This window comes from Enterobacter sp. BIDMC 27 (assembly GCF_000534415.1).
Lineage (GTDB): Bacteria > Pseudomonadota > Gammaproteobacteria > Enterobacterales > Enterobacteriaceae > Enterobacter > Enterobacter hormaechei_C.
Genome location: NZ_KI973178.1, coordinates 1075726 through 1097541 on the forward strand (window position 1 = coordinate 1075726; position 21816 = coordinate 1097541).

Here is a 21816-nt window from a genome sequence, read left to right on the forward strand (position 1 = left end):
TTAGCGGGAAAATCTGGCGAATCAAGCAATTTACCGGGTGGCGCTGCGCTTACCGGAGGTTGCGGTCTGATGCCTTCACCCCAACCCTCTCCCACGGGAGAGGGCGCAAACACTAAAAACGGCAACGGGGTTGCCGTTTTGCTTTTACCTACTGCACCGGGCTTAACGTAATCTCAACGCGGCGGTTCTGCGCTTTGCCTTCCGCCGTGCTGTTGCTGGCGATCGGGTTAGCCGGACCCATGCCGCTGGTGCGGATGCGGTTCGCTTCTACGCCCTGGGCGATCAGCGAGCTGGCCACGGAATCGGCGCGCTGCTGGGACAGACGCATGTTCAGATCCTGGCTGCCGGTGCTGTCGGTGTAGCCAATCACGTTCACGGCAGTTTTATTGTACTCTTTCAGCACCGCGGCCACGCCGGTCAGGGTGTTTGCGCCGGCGGGTTTCAGCGTCGCGCTGCTGCTGTCAAAGGTCACGTTGTTTGGCATGTTCAGGATGATGTTGTCACCGCTGCGCGTCACGCTCACGCCCGTACCTTTCATTTTGTCACGCAGTTTTGCTTCCTGCACGTCCATGTAATAACCCACGCCGCCGCCCAGGGCTGCGCCTGCCGCTGCGCCAATCAGCGCACCTTTGCCGCGATCTTTCTTGGAGGAGGAGAGTGCGCCAACGCCAGCGCCCACCAGGGAACCAATACCCGCGCCAATGCCGGATTTGCCCGCTTCGCGTTCACCGGTGTAAGGGTTGGTTGTGCAGCCAGAAACAGCCAGTGCGCCGCTCACCAGAGCGGCAATAACGAGTACGCGTTTTTTCATCTTATTTCCTTAATCCTTTTTATTCTTTGCCACGATGGACGTGGCAGTGGATTATGACGTCCGGATACGGAGAAAATTCAGTGTATAACTCTGAAATTTGTCACAAACGATAAACTGCCTCAATGAAAGGCCGAAACACCTGCACGCAACCAGGAGCGCACGCTTTGAGCACCTCAACAAAAACCATTCTGACCGCCGCCCACTGGGGGCCGATGCTGGTCGAAACCGATGGCGACACTGTGCTGTCGTCTCGCGGGGCTTTGCCTTCGCGCCATCTCAACTCTTTACAGACCGTCGTTCGCGATCAGGTACACAGTAAAACCCGCGTCCGCTGGCCGATGGTGCGTAAAGGCTTTCTGGCGTCACCGGATAAGCCGCAGGGTATTCGTGGGCAGGATGAGTTCGTACGCGTGAGCTGGGACGACGCGCTGGCGCTGATCCATACCCAGCATAAACGCATTCGCGACAGCTATGGCCCGTCGTCCATTTTTGCCGGCTCCTATGGCTGGCGCTCGAACGGCGTGCTGCATAAGGCCGCAACCCTGCTGCAACGCTATATGAGCCTGGCCGGAGGATACACCGGCCATCTGGGCGATTACTCGACCGGCGCGGCGCAGGCAATCATGCCGTATGTCGTGGGCGGGAATGAGGTTTATCAGCAGCAGACCAGCTGGCCGCTGGTGCTGGAGCATGCGGAGGTGGTGGTGCTCTGGAGCGCCAACCCGCTCAATACCCTGAAAATTGCCTGGAATGCGTCCGACGAGCAGGGCGTTTCCTACTTTGATGCGCTGCGCAAAAGCGGCAAGCGCATCATCTGTATCGATCCGATGCGTTCTGAAACGCTGGATTTCTTCGGCGACAGCGCCGAGTGGATCGCGCCGCATATGGGCACCGACGTGGCGATGATGCTGGGCATCGCCCACACCCTGGTGGAGAACGGCTGGCACGATACGGAATTTCTGGCGCGCTGCACCACGGGCTTCGATAAATTTGCCGACTACCTGACGGGACAAACCGACGGTATCGCCAAAACCGCAGAGTGGGCTGCGGCGATTTGCGGCGTTGATGCCGTTAAAATCCGCGAACTGGCGACGTTATTCCATAGCCGTGTCACGATGCTCATGTCCGGCTGGGGGATGCAGCGCCAGCAGTTTGGCGAGCAGAAGCACTGGATGCTGGTGACGCTCGCCGCGATGCTCGGGCAGATTGGCACACCCGGCGGCGGTTTTGGGCTTTCCTATCACTTTGCTAACGGCGGCAACCCGACGCGAAAAGCCGCGGTGCTGGCCTCCATGCAGGGCTCGGTGCAGGGTGGCGTGGACGCGGTAGATAAAATTCCGGTGGCACGCATTGTTGAAGCCCTGGAGAACCCAGGCGGGTTTTATCAGCACAACGGCCAGGATCGGCATTTCCCGGATATTAAGTTTGTCTGGTGGGCGGGTGGGGCCAACTTCACCCATCACCAGGATACTAACCGCCTGATCCGCGCCTGGCAGAAACCGGAGCTGGTGGTGATCTCGGAGTGCTTCTGGACCGCGTCAGCGAAACATGCCGATATCGTTTTGCCCGCCACGACCTCGTTCGAGCGTAACGATCTCACCATGACGGGGGATTACAGTAATCAGCATATGGTGCCGATGAAGCGCGTCGTGGCCCCCCGGGACGAAGCGCGGGATGATTTTGATGTCTTTGCCGACCTGAGTGAAATGTGGGAAGCGGGCGGGCGGGAGCGTTTCACCGAGGGCAAAACCGATCTGCAATGGCTGGAAACGTTTTATCAGATTGCCAGCCAGCGCGGGGCTGCGCAGGGCGTGACGCTGCCGCCATTTGCCGAATTCTGGGAGGCGAATCAACTCTTCGAAATGCCGGAAAGCGAGCAGAATGCGCGGTTTGTGCGCTTTGCTGACTTCCGTCGCGATCCGGAGAATCACCCGCTAAAAACCGAAAGCGGGAAGATTGTGATCTACAGCGAACGCATCGCCAGCTTTGGCTACGCGGACTGTCCGCCGCATCCGGCGTGGCTGGAGCCGGATGAATGGCATGGCAACGCGCAGCCGGGGCAGCTTCAGCTGCTGTCTGCCCATCCCGCCCATCGTCTGCACAGCCAGCTCAACTATTCGGCTTTGCGCGAGCAGTATGCGGTGGCGGGTCGTGAGCCGATTGCGCTGAACAGCGATGACGCAAAGGCGCGGGGGATTAACCACGGCGACCTCGTTCGGGTCTGGAACGCGCGCGGGCAGGTGCTGGCAGGCGCCGTGGTGAGTGACGGGATCCGCCCTGGCGTTTTCTGCATTCATCAGGGCGCATGGCCGGATCTGGCGCTGGAGGAGGGCGGTATTTGTAAGAACGGCGCCGTAAACGTGCTGACCAAAGATCTCCCCAGCTCAAAGCTGGGGAATGGCTGCGCGGGGAATACGGCGCTGGCATGGGTGGATAAATATGAGGGGCCGGCGCTTACCCTTACGGCGTTTGATCCGCCTGCCAGCTCATGATCCACGTCGGGTGTTGGGTATCATCCTGCCAGGCGCTGTCTTCGATGCGAAAACCCTGAGCATGATAGAAATTCACCGCCCGCACGTTTTTCTGATACACCTCCAGAGTTAAATACGGATAGTGCTGCTGAACGTGGTTCAGCAGCGCACGCCCGATCCCCTTTCCGATGAACGCCGGGGCGATAAACAACGCCCCCACGAACTGGAACTGCATGACGCTGATAAAACCGCACAGGGTACCGTTTTCTTCCCAGACCCAGGTCTCGGCGGCGGGAAGGTATTCATCCCGCACTACCGCTTCATTCGCTTGCCAGTAACTTGCGTCGATAAACGGATGCGCCTCGGTGGTGCTCTCCAGCCACAGACTCAAAAGCGGAGCGGTGTCCTCACTTTGCCATTTGCGGATCATGGTGGCCCTCCGGATGGCAGAAGCAGCCCGTAATGTGGTCATTGACCAGCCCGCAGGCCTGCATAAAGGAGTAACAGATGGTGGTGCCCACAAACTTAAAGCCGCGTTTTTTCAGCGCTTTCGACAGGGCATCTGAGGCGGGGGTCGACGTTGGGATCTCTGCAAGCGTGGCGGCCTGCGTCACCTTCGGCTCGTTATCCACAAACGACCAGACGAATGCTGAGAAGGGTTCGCCGTTTTGCTCCATCGCCAGATAAGCACGCGCGTTACCAATAATGGCCTGAATTTTACCGCGATGGCGGATGATACCGGTATCCAGAACCAGCCTTTCCACGTCGTCGTCGGTCATGGCGGCAACCGCAGCCGGATCGAACTGGTGGAAGGCTTTGCGATAGTTCTCACGCTTTTTCAGAACGGTGATCCACGACAGCCCGGCCTGCTGGCCTTCAAGGCAAATCATTTCAAACAGTTTTTTACCGTCGGTTTCCGGTACGCCCCATTCCTTGTCGTGATAATCGATATAAAGCTGATCCTGGCTTACCCAGCCGCAACGTTGCATAGGTCATCTCCCTTCCTGATACGGTAAACGCAAAAATTTCAATCTGCCCGGCTTGACGTGTCTGCTAAAGAGACAATAGTTAATACAGGGCTATACGCCCTAATACCTCTTCGAACAATGACATATATCGCCGAACTCGGCTCTTTCTGGAGTCGCTTTGATGATGATAAAAAAAATCAGTGGTCGCCATGCTGCTTCTGGCCTGGTGGGTGTTTCAGCCTGCCTGCTTTTTTGTAACACCGCTTTTGCGTGGCAACAGGAATATATCGTTTCAGATGCTAAAAGTAATACGACGGAACGCTATACATGGGACGCCGATCACCAACCTCGTTATGAAGATATTCTCGCGGAGCGTATTAACCGCACGCAGAATGCTGCGGGGTTTGCCCTGAACGACCCATCCGGTTCAGATGCGGAAACCGTTCTGAGCGTTGGCTGGAATTTTCCCGTGGCGGAACATTTCACCACCGGGCCCGTCATGGCGTGGCGCACTGATGGCGCTCCCCCCGTACCAGTGAATGCGTTTGAGGATACAACCACCACGCAGTCGCTTACCGATCCACTCTGGCATGCCAGCGTGAACTCATTGGGGTGGCGTGTCGATACGCAGTATGGTGATTTACACCCCTGGGCGAAGGTCAGCTATAACCAGCAAACTGAAGAAGAATATTTATATACGCTGGGATTGAGCGCCAAATTTTAAAGGGTTGTCACTTTTTTAAACGCTGCGGTAACATATTTAATACAATAACGGCAGGGACTGTAGCGATAGTGATCGCTCACCTTTGAGCTTTTTCTTCTCCGGCAAGGTCATTCATTCCCGCTTCCAGGCATTTCATTCCGCTTCTCCTGCATTTCATGCCATTTTCCCCCAGCGCTACTAAGGTTTTGTTTATCGTGTCCTCAGCGAATTTCCTTAATTTATCTTGCAGGACACTGCCATGAACACATCAACTTATAACCGCACGCGTTGGCTGACGCTATTCGGCACCATCGTTACCCAGTTCGCACTGGGATCGGTCTATACCTGGAGCCTGTTTAACAGCGCCCTGTCTGATAAGCTCGGCGCGCCGATAAGCCAGGTCGCGTTCTCCTTCGGCTTGCTGAGTCTTGGGTTAGCAATTTCCTCTTCCGTGGCGGGCAAACTTCAGGAGCGCTTCGGCGTGAAGCGTGTAACCATGGCCTCCGGGATCTTGCTGGGTGTGGGCTTCTTCCTGACGGCATATTCCGACAACCTGATGATGCTGTGGCTGAGCGCCGGGGTGCTGGTGGGGCTGGCGGACGGCGCAGGTTACCTGCTGACGCTGTCTAACTGCGTGAAGTGGTTCCCGGAGCGTAAAGGGCTTATCTCCGCGTTTGCCATCGGTTCATATGGCCTGGGCAGCCTCGGCTTCAAATTCATCGATGCGCATCTGCTGGCCTCGGTGGGGCTTGAGAAAACCTTTATGATCTGGGGCGTGATTGTGCTGGTGATGATCCTCTTCGGCGCAACGCTGATGAAAGACGCGCCGCAGCAGGAAGTGAAAACCGTTAACGGTGTGGTGGAGAATGATTTCACCCTCGCACAGTCCATGCGTAAACCGCAGTACTGGATGCTGGCGGTGATGTTCCTGACGGCCTGCATGAGCGGTCTGTATGTCATCGGTGTGGCGAAAGATATCGCGCAAGGGATGGTAAAACTGGACGCGGCGACGGCGGCGAACGCGGTAACGGTCATCTCCATCGCTAACCTCTCGGGTCGTCTGGTGCTCGGTATCCTGTCTGACAAAATCGCCCGCATCCGCGTGATTACGCTGGGGCAGGTCATCTCTCTGGTGGGCATGGCGGCGCTGCTGTTTGCACCGCTGAACGAAGCGACATTCTTTGCGGCGATAGCCTGCGTAGCCTTTAACTTTGGCGGTACCATTACCGTCTTCCCGTCGCTGGTGAGCGAGTTCTTCGGCCTGAACAATCTGGCGAAAAACTACGGTGTGATTTATCTCGGCTTCGGTATCGGCAGTATTTGCGGGTCGCTGATTGCCTCGCTGTTTGGTGGCTTCTACGTGACATTCTGCGTGATATTTGCCTTGCTGATTATTTCACTGGCACTGTCCACCACGATTCGTCAGCCGCAGCGCGAGGTCTATAAAGAAGCGCATGCATGATTCGATAAAAAGGGGCCGCAGGGCCTCTTTTTTTATCGCAATATCACTTCCGGACTTGTTATTTTGTAAAAATTTTCATCGATTCACATTCTCTGCTGCCACTTTTCTTCCTCGCTGTGGTCTACTTATCGCGCTTGTAGACGTTTCTGATAACGGTTTATCTCGCACCTACTTACTCTGTCTGCTTTCTCAATGAGATTCGGCGGGTCTTTATACCCCTTCCCCCAGGGTTGTTTGCATGAAATATATCAGGTCTCTTACCCAGCAAAGATTGTGTCTGATGCTGGCTGTCTATATCGGTTTGTTTCTGAATGGCGCGGTGCTGTTCAGAAGAGTGGAAGGTTATTTTGAACACCTCACCGTAAGAAACGGGATTTTCGCCGCGATTGAAGTGTTTGGCTCAATTCTGGCAACCTTCTTCCTGCTACGTCTGCTCTCGCTTTTTGGCAGACGTACATGGCAGGTTCTGGCCTCGCTGGTGGTGATTATCTCTGCCGCCGCAAGCTATTACATGACATTCATGAATGTGGTCATTGGCTACGGTATTGTGGCCTCGGTGATGACCACGGACATCGACCTCTCGAAAGAGGTGGTGGGGCAAGGGTTCATCATGTGGACGATTTTGACCTGCCTGATCCCGCTCTTCTTTATCTGGAGTAATACCTGTCGCTATACCCTGTTACGCCAGCTGCGTACCCGTGGGCAACGCATCCGCAACGTCGCCGTCGTTCTTCTGGCGGGTCTGCTGGTATGGGCGCCTATTCGCCTGATGGAAAAACAGCAAAAGCGGATCGAAAAAGCGACAGGCGTAGATATGCCAAGCTACGGCGGCGTGGTGGCTAACTCGTATCTGCCGTCTAACTGGCTGTCGGCGCTAGGTCTCTATGCCTGGGCTCAGGCGGACGAATCCAGCGATGTGAAATCGCTGATTAACCCGACCAAAAAGTTCACCTACCAGGCTCCGGCTGACGGACTGGATGATACTTACGTGGTCTTCGTTATCGGCGAAACGACGCGCTGGGATCATATGGGTATTCTCGGTTATGACCGCGATACCACCCCGAAACTGGCGCAGGAAAAGAACCTGGTGGCATACCGCGGCTACTCCTGCGATACCGCCACGAAGCTCTCGTTGCGCTGTATGTTTGTTCGTGAGGGCGGTGCGAGTGATAATCCTCAGCGCACTCTCAAAGAGCAAAACGTGTTTGCTGTTCTGAAGCAGCTTGGATTTAGCTCCGATCTGTTCGCCATGCAAAGTGAGATGTGGTTCTACACCAACACCATGGCGGATAACATCGCCTACCGCGAGCAGATTGGCGCCGAGCCGCGTAACCGCGGAAAGAACGTTGATGATATGCTGCTGCTCTCTGAGATGGAACAGTCGCTGAAAAACCATCCGCAGGGTAAGCACCTTATTGTTCTGCATACCAAAGGTTCACACTACAGCTACTATCAGCGTTACACGCGCGATTTCGCCAAATGGACGCCTGAGTGCGTCGGCATTAACAAGAACTGTAGCAAGCAGGAGCTGATCAATGCCTATGATAACTCGATTCTGTATGTGGATACCTTCCTCAGCCGGGTGATCGACCAGCTTCGCGATAAGAAAGCGATTGTGATTTACGCGGCCGACCACGGCGAGTCCATCAACGAGAAAGAGCATTTACACGGCACGCCGCGTAAGCTGGCCCCGCCTGAGCAGTTCCGCGTGCCGATGATCATGTGGATGTCGGATAAGTACCTGGAAAACCCGGACAAAGCCAAAATGTTTGCCCATCTGAAACAGCAGGCAGAGATCAAGGTACCGCGCCGTCACGTTGAGCTGTACGACACCATTATGGGTTGTCTCGGCTATACCTCACCGAACGGTGGGATTAACGAAAACAACAACTGGTGTAAACTCCCTGATAACACCACAAAAGCCGCGCAGTAGCTGGTCTGGCGAGAATATCGCCAGTTGAATGGCTTTTTGAAAATAAGGGATTGACGGGGGCGCACCTCAGCAGTAAGATGCGCTCCGCATTCGGCGAGTAGCGCAGCTTGGTAGCGCAACTGGTTTGGGACCAGTGGGTCGGAGGTTCGAATCCTCTCTCGCCGACCACATTCTAAAAAGGGCTAACCGCAAGGTTAGCCCTTTTTGCATTAACGCGTTACCCCGCACGAGTCCTCAAAATACCCCTTAGCCCTGCTTCCCCCTGCCTGCTTGCGGTTTTGTGACATAATCCATTGTATTTTTTTATATATAGTTTGATCTTTTTTCGCGTTGCTTATGGATAACCTCAGCATTTTTCGCTGTGCGTTTTAACGTTCGCGGTATTTAGTGCTCAGATAATCACCATTCTGTAAGAAAATTTACCCATTCTGAATAAAACTTAATCACTGAGTGTTGCGAAATATGAAGATAATTGTGCTGCATCATGGCGAGTAGCATAAATTTCTCTGCTGAAAACTCACGGTCAGGGTTTTTTTAATCTTTGTTTGCGGTTTCTCACACTCCACGTAAATCCCCGCCACCTGTATTGACGTTTTCACATTCTGTTGACAGATTGTAGGGCACGAGGGGCATTTCAGGGAGGATCTGCGCTGCAACTCAAACGCTCTTCTGAAAGGATTCTCTATCCCTTTTAACGCCTTCGGGCATCACCGACCGGACCGGGTAAAAAATAAATAAAGGTCAGGCGGCGTAACACAACAAAGCAAAACATCACATTGGAGCACAATAATGAGTATTTCCTTGAAGAAGTCAGGGATGCTGAAGCTTGGTCTGAGCCTGGTGGCCATGACCGTTGCAGCAAGCGTACAGGCAAAAACCCTGGTTTACTGTTCTGAAGGCTCTCCGGAAGGCTTTAACCCACAGCTCTTTACCTCTGGTACGACTTACGACGCAAGCTCTGTACCGATCTATAACCGTCTGGTTGAATTTAAAACCGGCACCACGGAAGTAATTCCTGGCCTGGCTGAAAAGTGGGATGTCAGCGAAGACGGTAAAACCTATACCTTCCACCTGCGCCAGGGCGTGAAGTGGCAGGACAGCAAAGAATTTAAACCTACGCGCGACTTTAACGCCGACGACGTTGTGTTCTCCTTCGACCGTCAGAAAAATGCCCAGAACCCGTACCATAAAGTGTCTGGCGGCAGCTATGAATACTTCGAAGGGATGGGTCTGCCAGACCTGATCGCTGAAGTGAAAAAAGTGGACGATAAAACCGTTCAGTTTGTGCTGACGCGTCCGGAAGCGCCATTCCTGGCTGACCTGGCGATGGACTTCGCCTCGATTCTCTCTAAAGAGTACGCGGACAACATGCTGAAAGCCGGCACGCCGGAAAAAGTGGACCTGAACCCAATCGGTACCGGCCCGTTCCAGCTGCTTCAGTACCAGAAAGATTCCCGTATTCTGTATAAAGCCTTCCCGGGCTACTGGGGCACCAAGCCGCAGATCGACCGTCTGGTCTTCTCCATCACGCCTGACGCATCCGTGCGTTACGCAAAATTGCAGAAAAACGAATGTCAGGTGATGCCGTATCCAAACCCGGCTGACATCGCGCGCATGAAGCAGGACAAAAATATCAACCTGCTGGAGCAGGCGGGCCTGAACGTGGGTTATCTCTCCTTCAACACCGAGAAGAAACCGTTCGATGACGTGAAAGTGCGCCAGGCGCTGACTTACGCGGTGAACAAAGAAGCGATCATCAAAGCCGTTTACCAGGGCGCGGGCGTTGCGGCCAAGAACCTGATCCCACCAACCATGTGGGGCTATAACGACGACATTAAGGACTACACCTACGATCCTGAGAAAGCGAAAGCGCTGCTGAAAGAAGCGGGCCAGGACAAAGGCTTCACCGTCGAGCTGTGGGCGATGCCGGTACAGCGTCCTTACAACCCGAACGCACGTCGTATGGCGGAAATGGTTCAGGCTGACTGGGCGAAGATTGGCGTACAGGCCAAGATTGTGACCTACGAGTGGGGCGAGTACCTGAAGCGCGCCAAAGCGGGCGAACACCAGGCGGTCATGATGGGCTGGACCGGCGACAACGGGGATCCGGACAACTTCTTCGCGACCCTGTTCAGCTGTGCGGCAGCGAAAGACGGTTCTAACTACTCTCGCTGGTGCTACAAGCCGTTTGAAGACCTGATCCAGCCGGCGCGTGCGACCGACGATCACAACAAACGTATTGAACTGTACAAGCAAGCGCAGGTTGTTATGCACGATCAGGCCCCGGCGCTGATTGTTGCTCACTCCACCGTGTACGAGCCAGTGCGTAAAGAAGTGAAGGGCTACGTGGTTGATCCACTGGGCAAACACCACTTCGAAAACGTATCTGTTGAATAATAAGTAGGGTGTTCTCCCTCTCCCTGTGGGAGAGGGCAGGGGTGAGGGGCGTGCATGCATCCCCTCATCCTAACCCTCTCCCACAGGGAGAGGGAATTTACATTTGTGAGCAATACAGACGTCACGCCACTGGGCGTGCGTCATCAGAGAGAATCCGGGTTATGTTGCAGTTCATCCTCCGACGTCTGGGACTGGTTATCCCGACGTTTATCGGTATCACCCTTCTCACTTTTGCCTTCGTCCATATGATCCCGGGTGACCCGGTAATGATTATGGCGGGCGAGCGTGGTATCTCCCCTGAACGTCATGCGCAACTGCTGGCTGAACTCGGCCTTGATAAGCCGATGTGGCAGCAGTATCTCCACTATATCTGGGGTGTGTTGCACGGCGATTTAGGGATTTCACTGAAAAGCCGTCTTCCGGTGTGGGACGAGTTCGTACCGCGCTTTAAAGCGACGCTGGAACTCGGTATCTGCGCCATGATCTTCGCGACCGCGGTAGGGATCCCCGTTGGCGTACTGGCTGCCGTTAAGCGTGGCTCTATTTTCGACCACACCGCTGTTGGCCTGGCACTGACCGGCTACTCCATGCCTATCTTCTGGTGGGGCATGATGCTGATCATGCTGGTCTCGGTGCAGTGGAACCTGACGCCGGTCTCCGGACGCGTCAGCGACATGGTTTTCCTTGACGACACCAACCCGTTAACCGGCTTTATGCTGATTGATACGGCGATCTGGGGCGAAGAGGGCAACTTCATTGATGCGGTTGCGCACATGATCCTGCCTGCAATGGTGCTGGGCACCATCCCTCTGGCGGTGATCGTGCGTATGACCCGTTCCTCCATGCTGGAAGTGCTGGGCGAGGATTATATTCGTACTGCCCGCGCTAAAGGCCTGACCCGTATGCGCGTCATCATCATTCATGCCCTGCGTAACGCTATGCTGCCGGTGGTAACCGTTATCGGTTTGCAGGTCGGTACGCTGCTGGCGGGGGCGATCCTGACCGAAACCATCTTCTCCTGGCCGGGTCTTGGACGCTGGCTGATTGATGCGCTGCAACGCCGTGACTATCCGGTTGTGCAGGGCGGTGTACTGCTGGTCGCGACGATGATTATCCTCGTCAACCTGCTGGTCGATTTGCTGTACGGCGTGGTGAACCCGCGTATTCGTCATAAGAAGTAAGGGGCCATCATGTCACAAGTTACTCAAAATAAAGTGGTCACCGCACCGGTGCCAATGACGCCGATGCAGGAGTTCTGGCACTACTTCAAGCGCAACAAAGGCGCGGTCGTCGGGCTGGTGTATGTTTCCATCATGATCCTGATTGCGGTGTTTGCGAACTTCCTTGCGCCGTATAACCCGGCTGATCAGTTCCGCGATGCGCTGCTGGCACCTCCTGCATGGCAGGACGGCGGAAGCCTGACGCACCTGCTGGGCACCGACGACGTGGGCCGCGATGTGCTGTCGCGCCTGATGTACGGCGCACGCCTGTCGCTGCTGGTTGGCTGCCTCGTTGTCGTACTGTCGCTGATCATGGGGATCGTACTCGGCCTGGTGGCAGGCTACTTCGGCGGCATTGTTGATAACATCATCATGCGCGTCGTCGACATTATGCTGGCATTGCCAAGCCTGCTGCTGGCGCTGGTGCTGGTGGCGATCTTTGGTCCGTCGATTGGTAACGCCGCGCTTGCGCTGACGTTTGTTGCGCTACCGCATTACGTGCGTCTGACCCGTGCGGCGGTGCTGGTGGAAGTGAACCGCGACTACGTTACCGCCTCTCGCGTGGCGGGTGCTGGTGCGATGCGTCAGATGTTTATCAATATTTTCCCAAACTGCCTTGCGCCGCTGATTGTTCAGGCGTCGCTCGGTTTCTCTAACGCCATTCTTGATATGGCCGCTCTTGGCTTCCTTGGCATGGGTGCGCAGCCGCCAACACCGGAGTGGGGCACCATGCTCTCCGACGTGTTGCAGTTCGCGCAAAGCGCCTGGTGGGTCGTCACCTTCCCGGGTCTGGCGATTCTGCTGACGGTGCTGGCATTTAACCTGATGGGTGACGGTCTGCGTGATGCACTTGATCCCAAACTGAAGCAGTAAGAGGCACGAGATGGCGTTATTAAATGTAGATAAATTATCCGTGCACTTTGGCGACGAAGGCACACCGTTTCGCGCCGTGGACCGCATCAGCTACAGCGTTAATCAGGGCGAAGTGGTCGGGATTGTAGGAGAGTCGGGCTCCGGTAAGTCAGTGAGTTCGCTGGCGATTATGGGGCTGATTGACTACCCCGGTCGCGTGATGGCGGAAAATCTGGAGTTCAACGGTCAGGATCTGAAGCGCATTTCCGAAAAACAGCGCCGCCAGCTGGTGGGCGCGGAAGTGGCGATGATCTTCCAGGACCCCATGACCAGCCTGAACCCATGCTACACCGTCGGTTTCCAGATTATGGAAGCCATTAAGGTGCATCAGGGCGGGAATAAGAAAACCCGTCGCCAGCGTGCTATCGATCTGCTGAACCTGGTGGGGATACCTGACCCAGCATCGCGTCTGGACGTTTACCCGCATCAGCTTTCCGGCGGCATGAGCCAGCGCGTGATGATCGCCATGGCGATTGCCTGTCGACCAAAACTGCTGATTGCGGATGAACCAACTACCGCGCTGGACGTAACCATCCAGGCGCAAATCATCGAGCTGCTGCTGGAGTTGCAGCAGAAAGAGAATATGGCGCTGGTGCTGATTACGCACGACCTGGCGCTGGTGGCGGAAGCGGCACACAAAATCATCGTGATGTATGCGGGTCAGGTAGTGGAGACCGGAAGTTCGCACGATATCTTCCGCGCGCCGCGTCACCCGTATACGCAGGCGTTACTGCGCGCGCTGCCGGAGTTTGCCCAGGACAAAGCGCGTCTGGCGTCACTGCCGGGTGTGGTTCCGGGTAAATATGACCGTCCGCAGGGCTGCCTGCTGAATCCGCGCTGCCCGTATGCGACGGATAAATGCCGCGCCGAGGAGCCAGAGCTGAATCTGCTGGCCGATGGTCGGCAGTCAAAATGCCACTACCCACTCGATGATGCCGGGAGGCCAACACTATGAGTACGCACGAGGCCACCACGCAACAGCCGCTGTTGCAGGCTATCGACCTGAAAAAACATTACCCGGTGAAGAAGGGGATTTTTGCCCCCGAGCGCCTGGTAAAAGCGCTGGACGGCGTCTCCTTCAGCCTTGAACGCGGTAAAACGCTGGCGGTCGTCGGGGAGTCGGGCTGTGGAAAATCCACGCTGGGCCGTCTGCTGACGATGATCGAAACGCCAACCGGCGGCGAGCTTTACTATCAGGGCCAGGATCTGCTCAAGCACGATCCGCAGGCGCAGAAGCTGCGTCGTCAAAAAATCCAGATTGTGTTCCAGAACCCGTACGGTTCTTTAAACCCGCGTAAAAAAGTGGGGCAGATTCTGGAAGAGCCGCTGCTGATTAACAGCAATCTGAGCAAAGAGCAGCGTCGTGAAAAAGCGCTGGCGATGATGGCGAAGGTGGGGCTTAAAACCGAGCATTACGATCGCTACCCGCATATGTTCTCTGGCGGTCAGCGTCAGCGTATTGCCATCGCCCGTGGGCTGATGCTTGACCCGGACGTGGTGATTGCCGATGAGCCGGTCTCAGCGCTTGACGTGTCCGTACGTGCGCAGGTGCTTAACCTGATGATGGATTTACAGCAGGATCTGGGACTGTCGTACGTCTTCATCTCCCATGACCTGTCCGTGGTTGAGCACATTGCCGATGAGGTGATGGTGATGTATCTGGGACGCTGCGTGGAGAAGGGGACGAAAGATCAGATCTTTACTAACCCGCGTCATCCGTATACGCAGGCGCTGCTGTCTGCAACGCCGCGGCTGAACCCGGATGACCGCCGGGAGCGCATTAAGCTGACCGGCGAGTTGCCAAGCCCACTTAACCCGCCGCCGGGATGTGCGTTCAACGCCCGTTGCCGTCGCCGCTTCGGCCCGTGCACGCAGTTGCAGCCACAGCTGAAGGATTATGGCGGACAGCTGGTGGCCTGCTTCGCGGTCGATCAGGATGAAAACGGCGAAAAGCCGCAGGCATAAATAAAAAAACCGGCGTTAAGCCGGTTTTTTTTACGTCTGAGGTCTACTTCCGTAAACGAATCTGGTCGACGGCGTGTTTCTCACTCTTGGTGAGGATCAGGCTTGCGCGTTCGCGCGTCGGCAGGATGTTCTCTTTGAGGTTGACGTAGTTGATCTCATTCCACAGCCCGGTCGCCACGCTGATAGCCTCTTCTTCAGAGAGCTGGGCGTAGTTGTGGAAGTAGGAATCCGGGTCGGTGAACGCGCCTTCGCGGAACTTCAGGAAGCGGTTGATATACCAGCGTTGCAGCAAATCTTCCGGCGCATCGACATAAATTGAGAAATCGACAAAGTCAGAGACAAACACATGATGCGGATCGTGAGGATAATCCATCCCGCTTTGCAGGACGTTTAAGCCTTCCAGAATCAGGATGTCGGGCTGCACAACCGTTTTGTCGCCATCCGGGATGCGGTCGTAGATCAGATGCGAGTAAACCGGCGCGGTAACGTGAGGTACGCCCGATTTTAGATCTGAAACAAACTTTACCAGGCGGTGCATATCATAAGAGAGCGGGAAGCCCTTCTTTTTCATCAGGCCGCGTTCTTTCAACACCTCGTTGGGATGCAGGAAGCCGTCGGTGGTGATCAGCTCCACGCTGCGGTGTTCCGGCCAGCGGCTCAGCAGCGCCTGTAGCACGCGCGCGGTGGTACTTTTACCCACTGCCACGCTGCCCGCAATACTGATGATATAAGGAATACGTTGACCGTTCGTGCCGAGGAACTGTTCCAGTACGGCCTGACGACGCAAATTGGAGCTGATATAGAAGTTAAGCAAGCGAGAGAGGGGGAGATAGATTTCTGCCACCTCTTCCAGGGAGAGATCTTCGTTTATCCCTTTTAGCCGTGCGATTTCACCTTCCGTCAGTGTCATAGGGACGGAGTCACGCAGGGCTGCCCACTGGCTACGGTTAAACTGAAGATAGGGCGTCATTAACGTTTGCTCTTTTTTGCTCATAAGCATGCTTCTGTGAACCATCACGAAACGGCGGGTGCGGGCTCATCACATAGTTAATTTTGGACAATGGGCAGGAGGTTAACACCAGATGAGAGGAATAATAAGAAAAAATATGGGAAAGCGATGCTTAACCGGGCAGGCATCACCTGGGGCTATAGCGTGCCGAAATCAGGCGTTCATGTTGAATTTTTAACCGTGAGCGGATGAATTTACAGCGGTTAGCCCTGGTTTCGAATAAAATGTGAGCGAAAGAACGTTTTATGCAATTTTTTAGTTGCATGACTGCGCAGGTCTCCATAGAATGCGCGCTACTTGATGCCGACTTAGCTCAGTAGGTAGAGCAACTGACTTGTAATCAGTAGGTCACCAGTTCGATTCCGGTAGTCGGCACCATCAAGTCCGGTGGGGTTCCCGAGCGGCCAAAGGGAGCAGACTGTAAATCTGCCGTCACAGACTTCGAAGGTTCGAATCCTTCCCCCACCACCACTTTCTGGCAGCGTCAACGCCGCCGGAGCTGGTTGGAAAAATTGACCAGCTCGAACAGAAAAGAGAGAAATCTCTTTTTTTGTTACAGAAAGAACTGGGTAGCCGAGTTTCAGGATGCGGGCATCGTATAATGGCTATTACCTCAGCCTTCCAAGCTGATGATGCGGGTTCGATTCCCGCTGCCCGCTCCAATACGTGCTGATATGGCTCAGTTGGTAGAGCGCACCCTTGGTAAGGGTGAGGTCCCCAGTTCGACTCTGGGTATCAGCACCACTTCACTTCTCCCTCCCTTTCTCTCTGTTTCAATGTAAATGTATTCAACAGTTCAGGCATTTTCGCCTGGTTGATGTGGTGATATCACCGATTTATCCGTGTCTTAGAGGGACAATCGATGTCTAAAGAAAAGTTTGAACGTACAAAACCGCACGTTAACGTCGGTACTATCGGCCACGTTGACCATGGTAAAACAACGCTGACCGCTGCAATCACTACCGTACTGGCTAAAACCTACGGCGGTGCTGCTCGTGCTTTCGACCAGATCGATAACGCACCAGAAGAAAAAGCTCGTGGTATCACCATCAACACCTCTCACGTTGAGTATGACACCCCGACTCGCCACTACGCACACGTAGACTGCCCAGGCCACGCCGACTATGTTAAAAACATGATCACCGGTGCTGCGCAGATGGATGGCGCGATCCTGGTTGTTGCTGCGACTGACGGCCCTATGCCTCAGACCCGTGAGCACATCCTGCTGGGTCGTCAGGTTGGCGTTCCTTACATCATCGTGTTCCTGAACAAATGCGACATGGTTGATGACGAAGAGCTGCTGGAACTGGTAGAGATGGAAGTTCGTGAACTGCTGTCTCAGTACGATTTCCCAGGCGACGACACTCCAATCGTTCGTGGTTCCGCGCTGAAAGCGCTGGAAGGCGACGCAGAGTGGGAAGCGAAAATCATCGAACTGGCTGGCTACCTGGATTCTTACATCCCAGAACCAGAGCGTGCGATTGACAAGCCATTCCTGCTGCCAATCGAAGACGTATTCTCCATCTCTGGTCGTGGTACCGTTGTTACCGGTCGTGTAGAGCGCGGTATCATCAAAGTGGGTGAAGAAGTTGAAATCGTTGGTATCAAAGAGACTGCGAAGTCTACCTGTACTGGCGTTGAAATGTTCCGCAAACTGCTGGACGAAGGCCGTGCTGGTGAGAACGTTGGTGTTCTGCTGCGTGGTATCAAACGTGAAGAAATCGAACGTGGTCAGGTTCTGGCGAAGCCAGGCTCAATCAAGCCACACACCAAGTTCGAATCTGAAGTGTACATTCTGTCCAAAGACGAAGGCGGCCGTCATACTCCGTTCTTCAAAGGCTACCGTCCACAGTTCTACTTCCGTACAACTGACGTGACCGGTACCATCGAACTGCCAGAAGGCGTAGAGATGGTAATGCCAGGCGACAACATCAAGATGGTTGTGACGCTGATCCACCCAATCGCGATGGACGACGGTCTGCGTTTCGCAATCCGTGAAGGCGGCCGTACCGTTGGCGCGGGCGTTGTTGCTAAAGTTCTCGGCTAATCGCTGATAACATTTGACGCAATGCGCAATAAAAGGGCATCATTTGATGCCCTTTTTGCACGCTTTCACATCAGAACCTGGCTCATCAGTGATTAATTTTGTCATAATCATTGCTGAGACAGGCTCTGCGGAGAGCGTATAATACGAAAAGCGAATAGCATTTCGATTGGTTTGCCTCGCGCTCGCGGGGTGAAAATGTTTGTAGAATACTTCTGACAGGTTGGTTTATGAGTGCGAATACCGAAGCTCAAGGGAGCGGGCGCGGCCTGGAAGCGATGAAATGGGTAGTTGTAGCCGTGCTGCTGATTGTGGCGATTGTCGGCAACTATCTTTATCGTGACATGATGCTGCCGCTACGCGCGCTTGCAGTGGTAATTCTGATTGCTGCGGCGGGTGGTGTCGCGCTGTTGACGACGAAAGGCAAAGCGACCGTTGCGTTTGCCCGCGAAGCGCGTACCGAAGTCCGCAAGGTCATTTGGCCGACTCGCCAGGAAACATTGCACACCACGCTGATTGTAGCGGCGGTAACCGCTGTAATGTCACTGATCCTGTGGGGACTGGATGGTATTCTGGTTCGCCTGGTATCCTTTATCACTGGCCTGAGGTTCTGAGATGTCTGAAGCCCCTAAAAAGCGCTGGTACGTCGTTCAGGCGTTTTCCGGTTTTGAAGGCCGCGTAGCTACGTCGCTGCGTGAGCATATCAAATTACACAATATGGAAGAGTTATTTGGCGAAGTTATGGTTCCGACCGAAGAAGTGGTTGAGATCCGTGGCGGCCAACGTCGCAAAAGCGAGCGTAAATTCTTCCCGGGTTACGTGCTGGTTCAGATGGTGATGAACGACGCGAGCTGGCACCTGGTGCGCAGCGTACCACGCGTGATGGGCTTTATCGGCGGCACATCTGACCGTCCGGCGCCAATCAGCGACAAAGAAGTTGATGCGATTATGAACCGCCTCCAGCAGGTTGGTGATAAACCGCGTCCGAAAACGCTGTTTGAACCGGGTGAGATGGTTCGTGTTAACGACGGTCCGTTTGCTGACTTCAATGGCGTCGTCGAAGAAGTGGACTACGAGAAGTCCCGCCTGAAAGTTTCCGTTTCTATCTTTGGTCGTGCGACCCCGGTAGAGCTGGACTTTGCTCAGGTAGAAAAAGCCTAAGCAGCGATCAAAAAAGCGACGATTTAATCGTTGCACAGGGCGCGAGATTGGAATACAATTTCGCGCCTTTTGTTTTTATGGGCCCCGGCCCGTAAAACGAATTTTATTCACGGGGAGCCTCTCCGAGGCGTTATTACCCAATCAGAGGATTTTAGAATGGCTAAGAAAGTACAAGCCTACGTCAAGCTGCAGGTTGCAGCAGGTATGGCGAACCCAAGTCCACCAGTTGGTCCAGCTCTGGGTCAGCAGGGTGTGAACATCATGGAATTCTGTAAAGCGTTCAACGCCAAAACTGAATCCATGGAAAAAGGTCTGCCAATCCCAGTTGTAATCACTGTTTACGCTGACCGTTCTTTCACTTTCGTTACCAAAACCCCTCCAGCAGCAGTTCTGCTGAAGAAAGCAGCGGGCATCAAGTCTGGTTCCGGTAAGCCGAACAAAGACAAAGTGGGTAAAATTTCCCGCGCTCAGTTGCAGGAAATCGCGCAGACCAAAGCTGCCGACATGACTGGTTCCGACATTGAAGCGATGACTCGCTCCATCGAAGGTACTGCACGTTCCATGGGCCTGGTAGTGGAGGACTAAGAAATGGCTAAACTGACCAAGCGCATGTCCGTGATCCGTGACAAAGTTGATGCGACCAAACAGTACGACATCAACGAAGCTATCGCTCTGCTGAAAGAACTGGCAACTGCTAAGTTCGTTGAAAGCGTTGACGTTGCCGTTAACCTGGGCATCGACGCTCGTAAATCCGATCAGAACGTTCGTGGCGCAACTGTACTGCCACACGGTACTGGCCGTTCCGTACGCGTAGCTGTATTTGCTCAGGGTGCAAACGCTGAAGCTGCTAAAGCTGCCGGCGCTGAACTGGTAGGTATGGAAGATCTGGCTGATCAGATCAAGAAAGGCGAAATGAACTTTGACGTTGTTATTGCTTCTCCAGATGCAATGCGCGTTGTTGGCCAGCTGGGCCAGGTTCTGGGTCCACGCGGCCTGATGCCAAACCCGAAAGTGGGTACTGTAACTCCTAACGTTGCTGAAGCGGTTAAGAACGCTAAAGCAGGTCAGGTTCGTTACCGTAACGACAAAAACGGCATCATCCACACCACCATCGGTAAAGTGGACTTTGACGCTGACAAACTGAAAGAAAACCTGGAAGCTCTGCTGGTTGCGCTGAAAAAAGCAAAACCAACTCAGGCGAAAGGCGTGTACATCAAGAAAGTTAGCATCTCCACCACCATGGGTGCAGGTGTTGCAGTTGACCAGGCTGGCCTGAGCGCTGCTGCAAACTAATGCCTTTACGTGGGCGGTGATTTTGTCTACAATCTTACCCCCACGTTTGCTAACAAAAGTTAGCGGCTAAAAGAATTGTTCGTTGGAGCCTGGCCTATCCAGGCCTCCGTCGAAGACCGCAGGTGTTTCGCAAGAAACTTAATCCCCTGCGTAGACGGTGACAGAACGCTAAGATTATTTTAAATACTCTGGCTTGTTTCTGCTCACCGTATTAAGACGCTCTTCCCGTTGGGTCGAGTGAAGTGAGTTCCGGAACATGAGTTCCGGCAAACATCCAGGAGCAAAGCTAATGGCTTTAAATCTTCAAGACAAACAAGCGATTGTTGCTGAAGTCAGCGAAGTAGCCAAAGGCGCGCTGTCTGCAGTAGTTGCGGATTCCCGTGGCGTTACTGTAGACAAAATGACTGAACTGCGTAAAGCAGGTCGTGAAGCTGGCGTATACATGCGTGTTGTTCGTAACACCCTGCTGCGTCGCGTAGTTGAAGGTACTCAGTTCGAGTGCCTGAAAGACACGTTTGTTGGTCCGACCCTGATTGCATACTCTATGGAACACCCGGGCGCTGCTGCTCGTCTGTTCAAAGAGTTCGCGAAAGCGAATGCAAAATTTGAGGTCAAAGCTGCAGCCTTTGAAGGTGAGTTGATCCCGGCATCGCAAATCGATCGCCTGGCAACCCTGCCGACCTACGAAGAAGCAATTGCACGCCTGATGGCAACCATGAAAGAAGCTGCGGCTGGCAAACTGGTTCGCACTCTGGCTGCTGTACGCGATGCGAAAGAAGCTGCTTAATCGCAGTTATCTTTATAAAGCATTTGCTTACGTATAAACTTATTCTGATTTTCAGGAACAATTTAAATGTCTATCACTAAAGATCAAATCATTGAAGCAGTAGCAGCTATGTCCGTAATGGACGTTGTAGAGCTGGTTTCTGCAATGGAAGAAAAATTCGGTGTTTCTGCTGCTGCTGCTGTAGCTGTAGCTGCGGGCCCGGCTGAAGCTGCTGAAGAAAAAACTGAATTCGACGTAATTCTGAAAGCTGCTGGCGCGAACAAAGTTGCTGTAATCAAAGCAGTACGTGGCGCAACTGGCCTGGGTCTGAAAGAAGCTAAAGACCTGGTAGAATCTGCTCCAGCTGCGCTGAAAGAAGGCGTGAGCAAAGACGACGCAGAAGCACTGAAAAAATCTCTGGAAGAAGCTGGCGCTGAAGTTGAAGTTAAATAAGCCAACTTTTCTGGTTGCAGCCTAAGCAATTAGGCTGATGGCTGGTGACTTTTTAGTCACCAGCCTTTTTGCGCTGTAAGGCATCAGCAGCATTTCACACTGTTTGACTGCTGGTTGTCCTGACAATGCTTGTTTCTATCGACGACTTAATATACTGCGACAGGGTGCTCGCTCTGTGTAAATCGCAATGAAATGGTTTAAGCGTGATAGCAACAGGTATTGCGGAAAGTATTCAATTTTCCGGTCCA

The 21816-nt window shown here is 54.1% G+C and carries 20 protein-coding genes and 5 tRNA genes; 21 read left to right on the forward strand and 4 right to left on the reverse strand.

The window, feature by feature from the left end:
• Window positions 1-148: 148 nt before the first annotated feature.
• Window positions 149-811 (reverse strand): OmpA family lipoprotein, encoded by a 663-nt coding sequence (locus L463_RS17385; protein WP_015569987.1) that lies wholly within the window; start codon window positions 809-811, stop codon window positions 149-151.
• Window positions 812-933: 122 nt separating this feature from the next.
• On the opposite strand from L463_RS17385, the gene L463_RS17380 reads away from it, so the two are divergent.
• The gene (locus L463_RS17380; RefSeq protein ID WP_048248861.1) at window positions 934-3303 is read left to right on the forward strand and encodes a molybdopterin guanine dinucleotide-containing S/N-oxide reductase; all 2370 of its coding nucleotides are present in this window, start codon (window positions 934-936) and stop codon (window positions 3301-3303) included.
• Here L463_RS17380 and L463_RS17375 read toward each other — a convergent pair.
• Both L463_RS17375 and tag read right to left on the reverse strand, forming a co-directional pair.
• Window positions 3272-3712 carry an N-acetyltransferase gene (locus L463_RS17375; RefSeq protein ID WP_015569985.1) on the reverse strand — a complete coding sequence of 147 codons (441 nt, stop codon included), beginning with the start codon at window positions 3710-3712 and terminating at the stop codon, window positions 3272-3274. The two genes, L463_RS17380 and L463_RS17375, sit on opposite strands and share 32 nt — an antisense overlap.
• Window positions 3690-4271, reverse strand: a complete 582-nt coding sequence (gene tag / locus L463_RS17370) for a DNA-3-methyladenine glycosylase I (protein ID WP_017383572.1) — start codon at window positions 4269-4271, stop codon at window positions 3690-3692. The genes L463_RS17375 and tag overlap by 23 nt, the downstream gene beginning before the upstream one ends.
• Window positions 4272-4431: 160 nt before the next feature.
• Here tag and L463_RS17365 point away from each other — a divergent pair, with 160 nt between their 5' ends.
• The 9 genes from L463_RS17365 to dppF all read left to right on the forward strand — a co-directional run bounded on the left by L463_RS17365 (window position 4432) and on the right by dppF (window position 14842).
• A complete protein-coding gene (locus L463_RS17365; protein WP_032104556.1) occupies window positions 4432-4974 on the forward strand; it encodes a lipase in 543 nt (180 codons plus the stop codon).
• A 238-nt stretch (window positions 4975-5212) separates the two neighbouring features.
• Entirely contained in the window at window positions 5213-6415 is a 1203-nt protein-coding gene (locus L463_RS17360; protein WP_023295746.1) for an L-lactate MFS transporter, read from the forward strand.
• A 238-nt stretch (window positions 6416-6653) separates the two neighbouring features.
• Entirely contained in the window at window positions 6654-8348 is a 1695-nt protein-coding gene (gene eptB / locus L463_RS17355; protein ID WP_017383570.1) for a kdo(2)-lipid A phosphoethanolamine 7''-transferase, read from the forward strand.
• Window positions 8349-8439: 91 nt separating this feature from the next.
• Window positions 8440-8516 (forward strand) — tRNA-Pro (locus tag L463_RS17350).
• Between the two features lie 621 nt (window positions 8517-9137).
• On the forward strand, window positions 9138-10745 hold the full coding sequence (gene dppA / locus L463_RS17345; protein WP_006177809.1) for a dipeptide ABC transporter periplasmic-binding protein DppA: 1608 nt from the start codon (window positions 9138-9140) through the stop codon (window positions 10743-10745).
• Window positions 10746-10906: 161 nt separating this feature from the next.
• Window positions 10907-11926 carry a dipeptide ABC transporter permease DppB gene (gene dppB / locus L463_RS17340; protein WP_006810536.1) on the forward strand — a complete coding sequence of 340 codons (1020 nt, stop codon included), beginning with the start codon at window positions 10907-10909 and terminating at the stop codon, window positions 11924-11926.
• Between the two features lie 9 nt (window positions 11927-11935).
• The gene (gene dppC / locus L463_RS17335; protein ID WP_017383569.1) at window positions 11936-12838 is read left to right on the forward strand and encodes a dipeptide ABC transporter permease DppC; all 903 of its coding nucleotides are present in this window, start codon (window positions 11936-11938) and stop codon (window positions 12836-12838) included.
• A gap of 10 nt (window positions 12839-12848) precedes the next feature.
• Window positions 12849-13832, forward strand: a complete 984-nt coding sequence (gene dppD, locus L463_RS17330; protein WP_015569978.1) for a dipeptide ABC transporter ATP-binding protein — start codon at window positions 12849-12851, stop codon at window positions 13830-13832.
• Window positions 13829-14842 (forward strand): dipeptide ABC transporter ATP-binding subunit DppF, encoded by a 1014-nt coding sequence (dppF, locus tag L463_RS17325; RefSeq protein WP_017383568.1) that lies wholly within the window; start codon window positions 13829-13831, stop codon window positions 14840-14842. The genes dppD and dppF overlap by 4 nt, the downstream gene beginning before the upstream one ends.
• A 43-nt stretch (window positions 14843-14885) precedes the next feature.
• Here the strand turns inward: dppF and coaA are convergent, their stop codons facing one another.
• Complete coding sequence (coaA, locus tag L463_RS17320) at window positions 14886-15836, reverse strand: type I pantothenate kinase (protein ID WP_015569977.1); 951 nt, start codon at window positions 15834-15836, stop codon at window positions 14886-14888.
• A 317-nt stretch (window positions 15837-16153) separates the two neighbouring features.
• On the opposite strand from coaA, the gene L463_RS17315 reads away from it, so the two are divergent.
• From L463_RS17315 to rplL, 11 genes are all read left to right on the forward strand, one after another.
• Window positions 16154-16229 (forward strand) — tRNA-Thr (locus L463_RS17315).
• An 8-nt stretch (window positions 16230-16237) separates the two neighbouring features.
• Window positions 16238-16322, forward strand: a tRNA-Tyr gene (locus tag L463_RS17310).
• Between the two features lie 116 nt (window positions 16323-16438).
• Window positions 16439-16513 (forward strand) — tRNA-Gly (locus tag L463_RS17305).
• Between the two features lie 6 nt (window positions 16514-16519).
• A tRNA-Thr gene (locus L463_RS17300) sits at window positions 16520-16595 on the forward strand.
• Window positions 16596-16713: 118 nt separating this feature from the next.
• A complete protein-coding gene (gene tuf / locus L463_RS17295) occupies window positions 16714-17898 on the forward strand; it encodes an elongation factor Tu (RefSeq protein ID WP_014885484.1) in 1185 nt (394 codons plus the stop codon).
• A 227-nt stretch (window positions 17899-18125) separates the two neighbouring features.
• Window positions 18126-18509 carry a preprotein translocase subunit SecE gene (gene secE / locus L463_RS17290; protein WP_003862342.1) on the forward strand — a complete coding sequence of 128 codons (384 nt, stop codon included), beginning with the start codon at window positions 18126-18128 and terminating at the stop codon, window positions 18507-18509.
• 1 nt (window position 18510) lies between these two features.
• Window positions 18511-19056 carry a transcription termination/antitermination protein NusG gene (gene nusG / locus L463_RS17285; protein ID WP_003862341.1) on the forward strand — a complete coding sequence of 182 codons (546 nt, stop codon included), beginning with the start codon at window positions 18511-18513 and terminating at the stop codon, window positions 19054-19056.
• A 156-nt stretch (window positions 19057-19212) separates the two neighbouring features.
• Entirely contained in the window at window positions 19213-19641 is a 429-nt protein-coding gene (rplK, locus tag L463_RS17280) for a 50S ribosomal protein L11 (RefSeq protein WP_003862340.1), read from the forward strand.
• A gap of 3 nt (window positions 19642-19644) precedes the next feature.
• Window positions 19645-20349: a 50S ribosomal protein L1 gene (gene rplA, locus L463_RS17275; protein ID WP_006810530.1), complete on the forward strand. Its 705-nt coding sequence runs from the start codon at window positions 19645-19647 to the stop codon at window positions 20347-20349.
• A gap of 289 nt (window positions 20350-20638) precedes the next feature.
• Window positions 20639-21136, forward strand: a complete 498-nt coding sequence (gene rplJ / locus L463_RS17270; RefSeq protein WP_003862338.1) for a 50S ribosomal protein L10 — start codon at window positions 20639-20641, stop codon at window positions 21134-21136.
• A 66-nt stretch (window positions 21137-21202) separates the two neighbouring features.
• Window positions 21203-21568 carry a 50S ribosomal protein L7/L12 gene (gene rplL / locus L463_RS17265; protein WP_002445276.1) on the forward strand — a complete coding sequence of 122 codons (366 nt, stop codon included), beginning with the start codon at window positions 21203-21205 and terminating at the stop codon, window positions 21566-21568.
• The last annotated feature ends 248 nt before the right edge of the window (window positions 21569-21816 follow it).

Bases quoted from the DNA above. Each gene is read 5' to 3' on its own strand.
- L463_RS17385 (WP_015569987.1), bottom strand. From the start codon at position 811: ATGAAAAAACGCGTACTCGTTATTGCCGCTCTGGTGAGCGGCGCACTG.
- L463_RS17380 (WP_048248861.1), top strand. From the start codon at position 934: ATGAAAGGCCGAAACACCTGCACGCAACCAGGAGCGCACGCTTTGAGC.
- L463_RS17375 (WP_015569985.1), bottom strand. From the start codon at position 3,712: ATGATCCGCAAATGGCAAAGTGAGGACACCGCTCCGCTTTTGAGTCTG.
- tag (WP_017383572.1), bottom strand. From the start codon at position 4,271: ATGCAACGTTGCGGCTGGGTAAGCCAGGATCAGCTTTATATCGATTAT.
- L463_RS17365 (WP_032104556.1), top strand. From the start codon at position 4,432: ATGATGATAAAAAAAATCAGTGGTCGCCATGCTGCTTCTGGCCTGGTG.
- L463_RS17360 (WP_023295746.1), top strand. From the start codon at position 5,213: ATGAACACATCAACTTATAACCGCACGCGTTGGCTGACGCTATTCGGC.
- eptB (WP_017383570.1), top strand. From the start codon at position 6,654: ATGAAATATATCAGGTCTCTTACCCAGCAAAGATTGTGTCTGATGCTG.
- dppA (WP_006177809.1), top strand. From the start codon at position 9,138: ATGAGTATTTCCTTGAAGAAGTCAGGGATGCTGAAGCTTGGTCTGAGC.
- dppB (WP_006810536.1), top strand. From the start codon at position 10,907: ATGTTGCAGTTCATCCTCCGACGTCTGGGACTGGTTATCCCGACGTTT.
- dppC (WP_017383569.1), top strand. From the start codon at position 11,936: ATGTCACAAGTTACTCAAAATAAAGTGGTCACCGCACCGGTGCCAATG.
- dppD (WP_015569978.1), top strand. From the start codon at position 12,849: ATGGCGTTATTAAATGTAGATAAATTATCCGTGCACTTTGGCGACGAA.
- dppF (WP_017383568.1), top strand. From the start codon at position 13,829: ATGAGTACGCACGAGGCCACCACGCAACAGCCGCTGTTGCAGGCTATC.
- coaA (WP_015569977.1), bottom strand. From the start codon at position 15,836: ATGAGCAAAAAAGAGCAAACGTTAATGACGCCCTATCTTCAGTTTAAC.
- tuf (WP_014885484.1), top strand. From the start codon at position 16,714: ATGTCTAAAGAAAAGTTTGAACGTACAAAACCGCACGTTAACGTCGGT.
- secE (WP_003862342.1), top strand. From the start codon at position 18,126: ATGAGTGCGAATACCGAAGCTCAAGGGAGCGGGCGCGGCCTGGAAGCG.
- nusG (WP_003862341.1), top strand. From the start codon at position 18,511: ATGTCTGAAGCCCCTAAAAAGCGCTGGTACGTCGTTCAGGCGTTTTCC.
- rplK (WP_003862340.1), top strand. From the start codon at position 19,213: ATGGCTAAGAAAGTACAAGCCTACGTCAAGCTGCAGGTTGCAGCAGGT.
- rplA (WP_006810530.1), top strand. From the start codon at position 19,645: ATGGCTAAACTGACCAAGCGCATGTCCGTGATCCGTGACAAAGTTGAT.
- rplJ (WP_003862338.1), top strand. From the start codon at position 20,639: ATGGCTTTAAATCTTCAAGACAAACAAGCGATTGTTGCTGAAGTCAGC.
- rplL (WP_002445276.1), top strand. From the start codon at position 21,203: ATGTCTATCACTAAAGATCAAATCATTGAAGCAGTAGCAGCTATGTCC.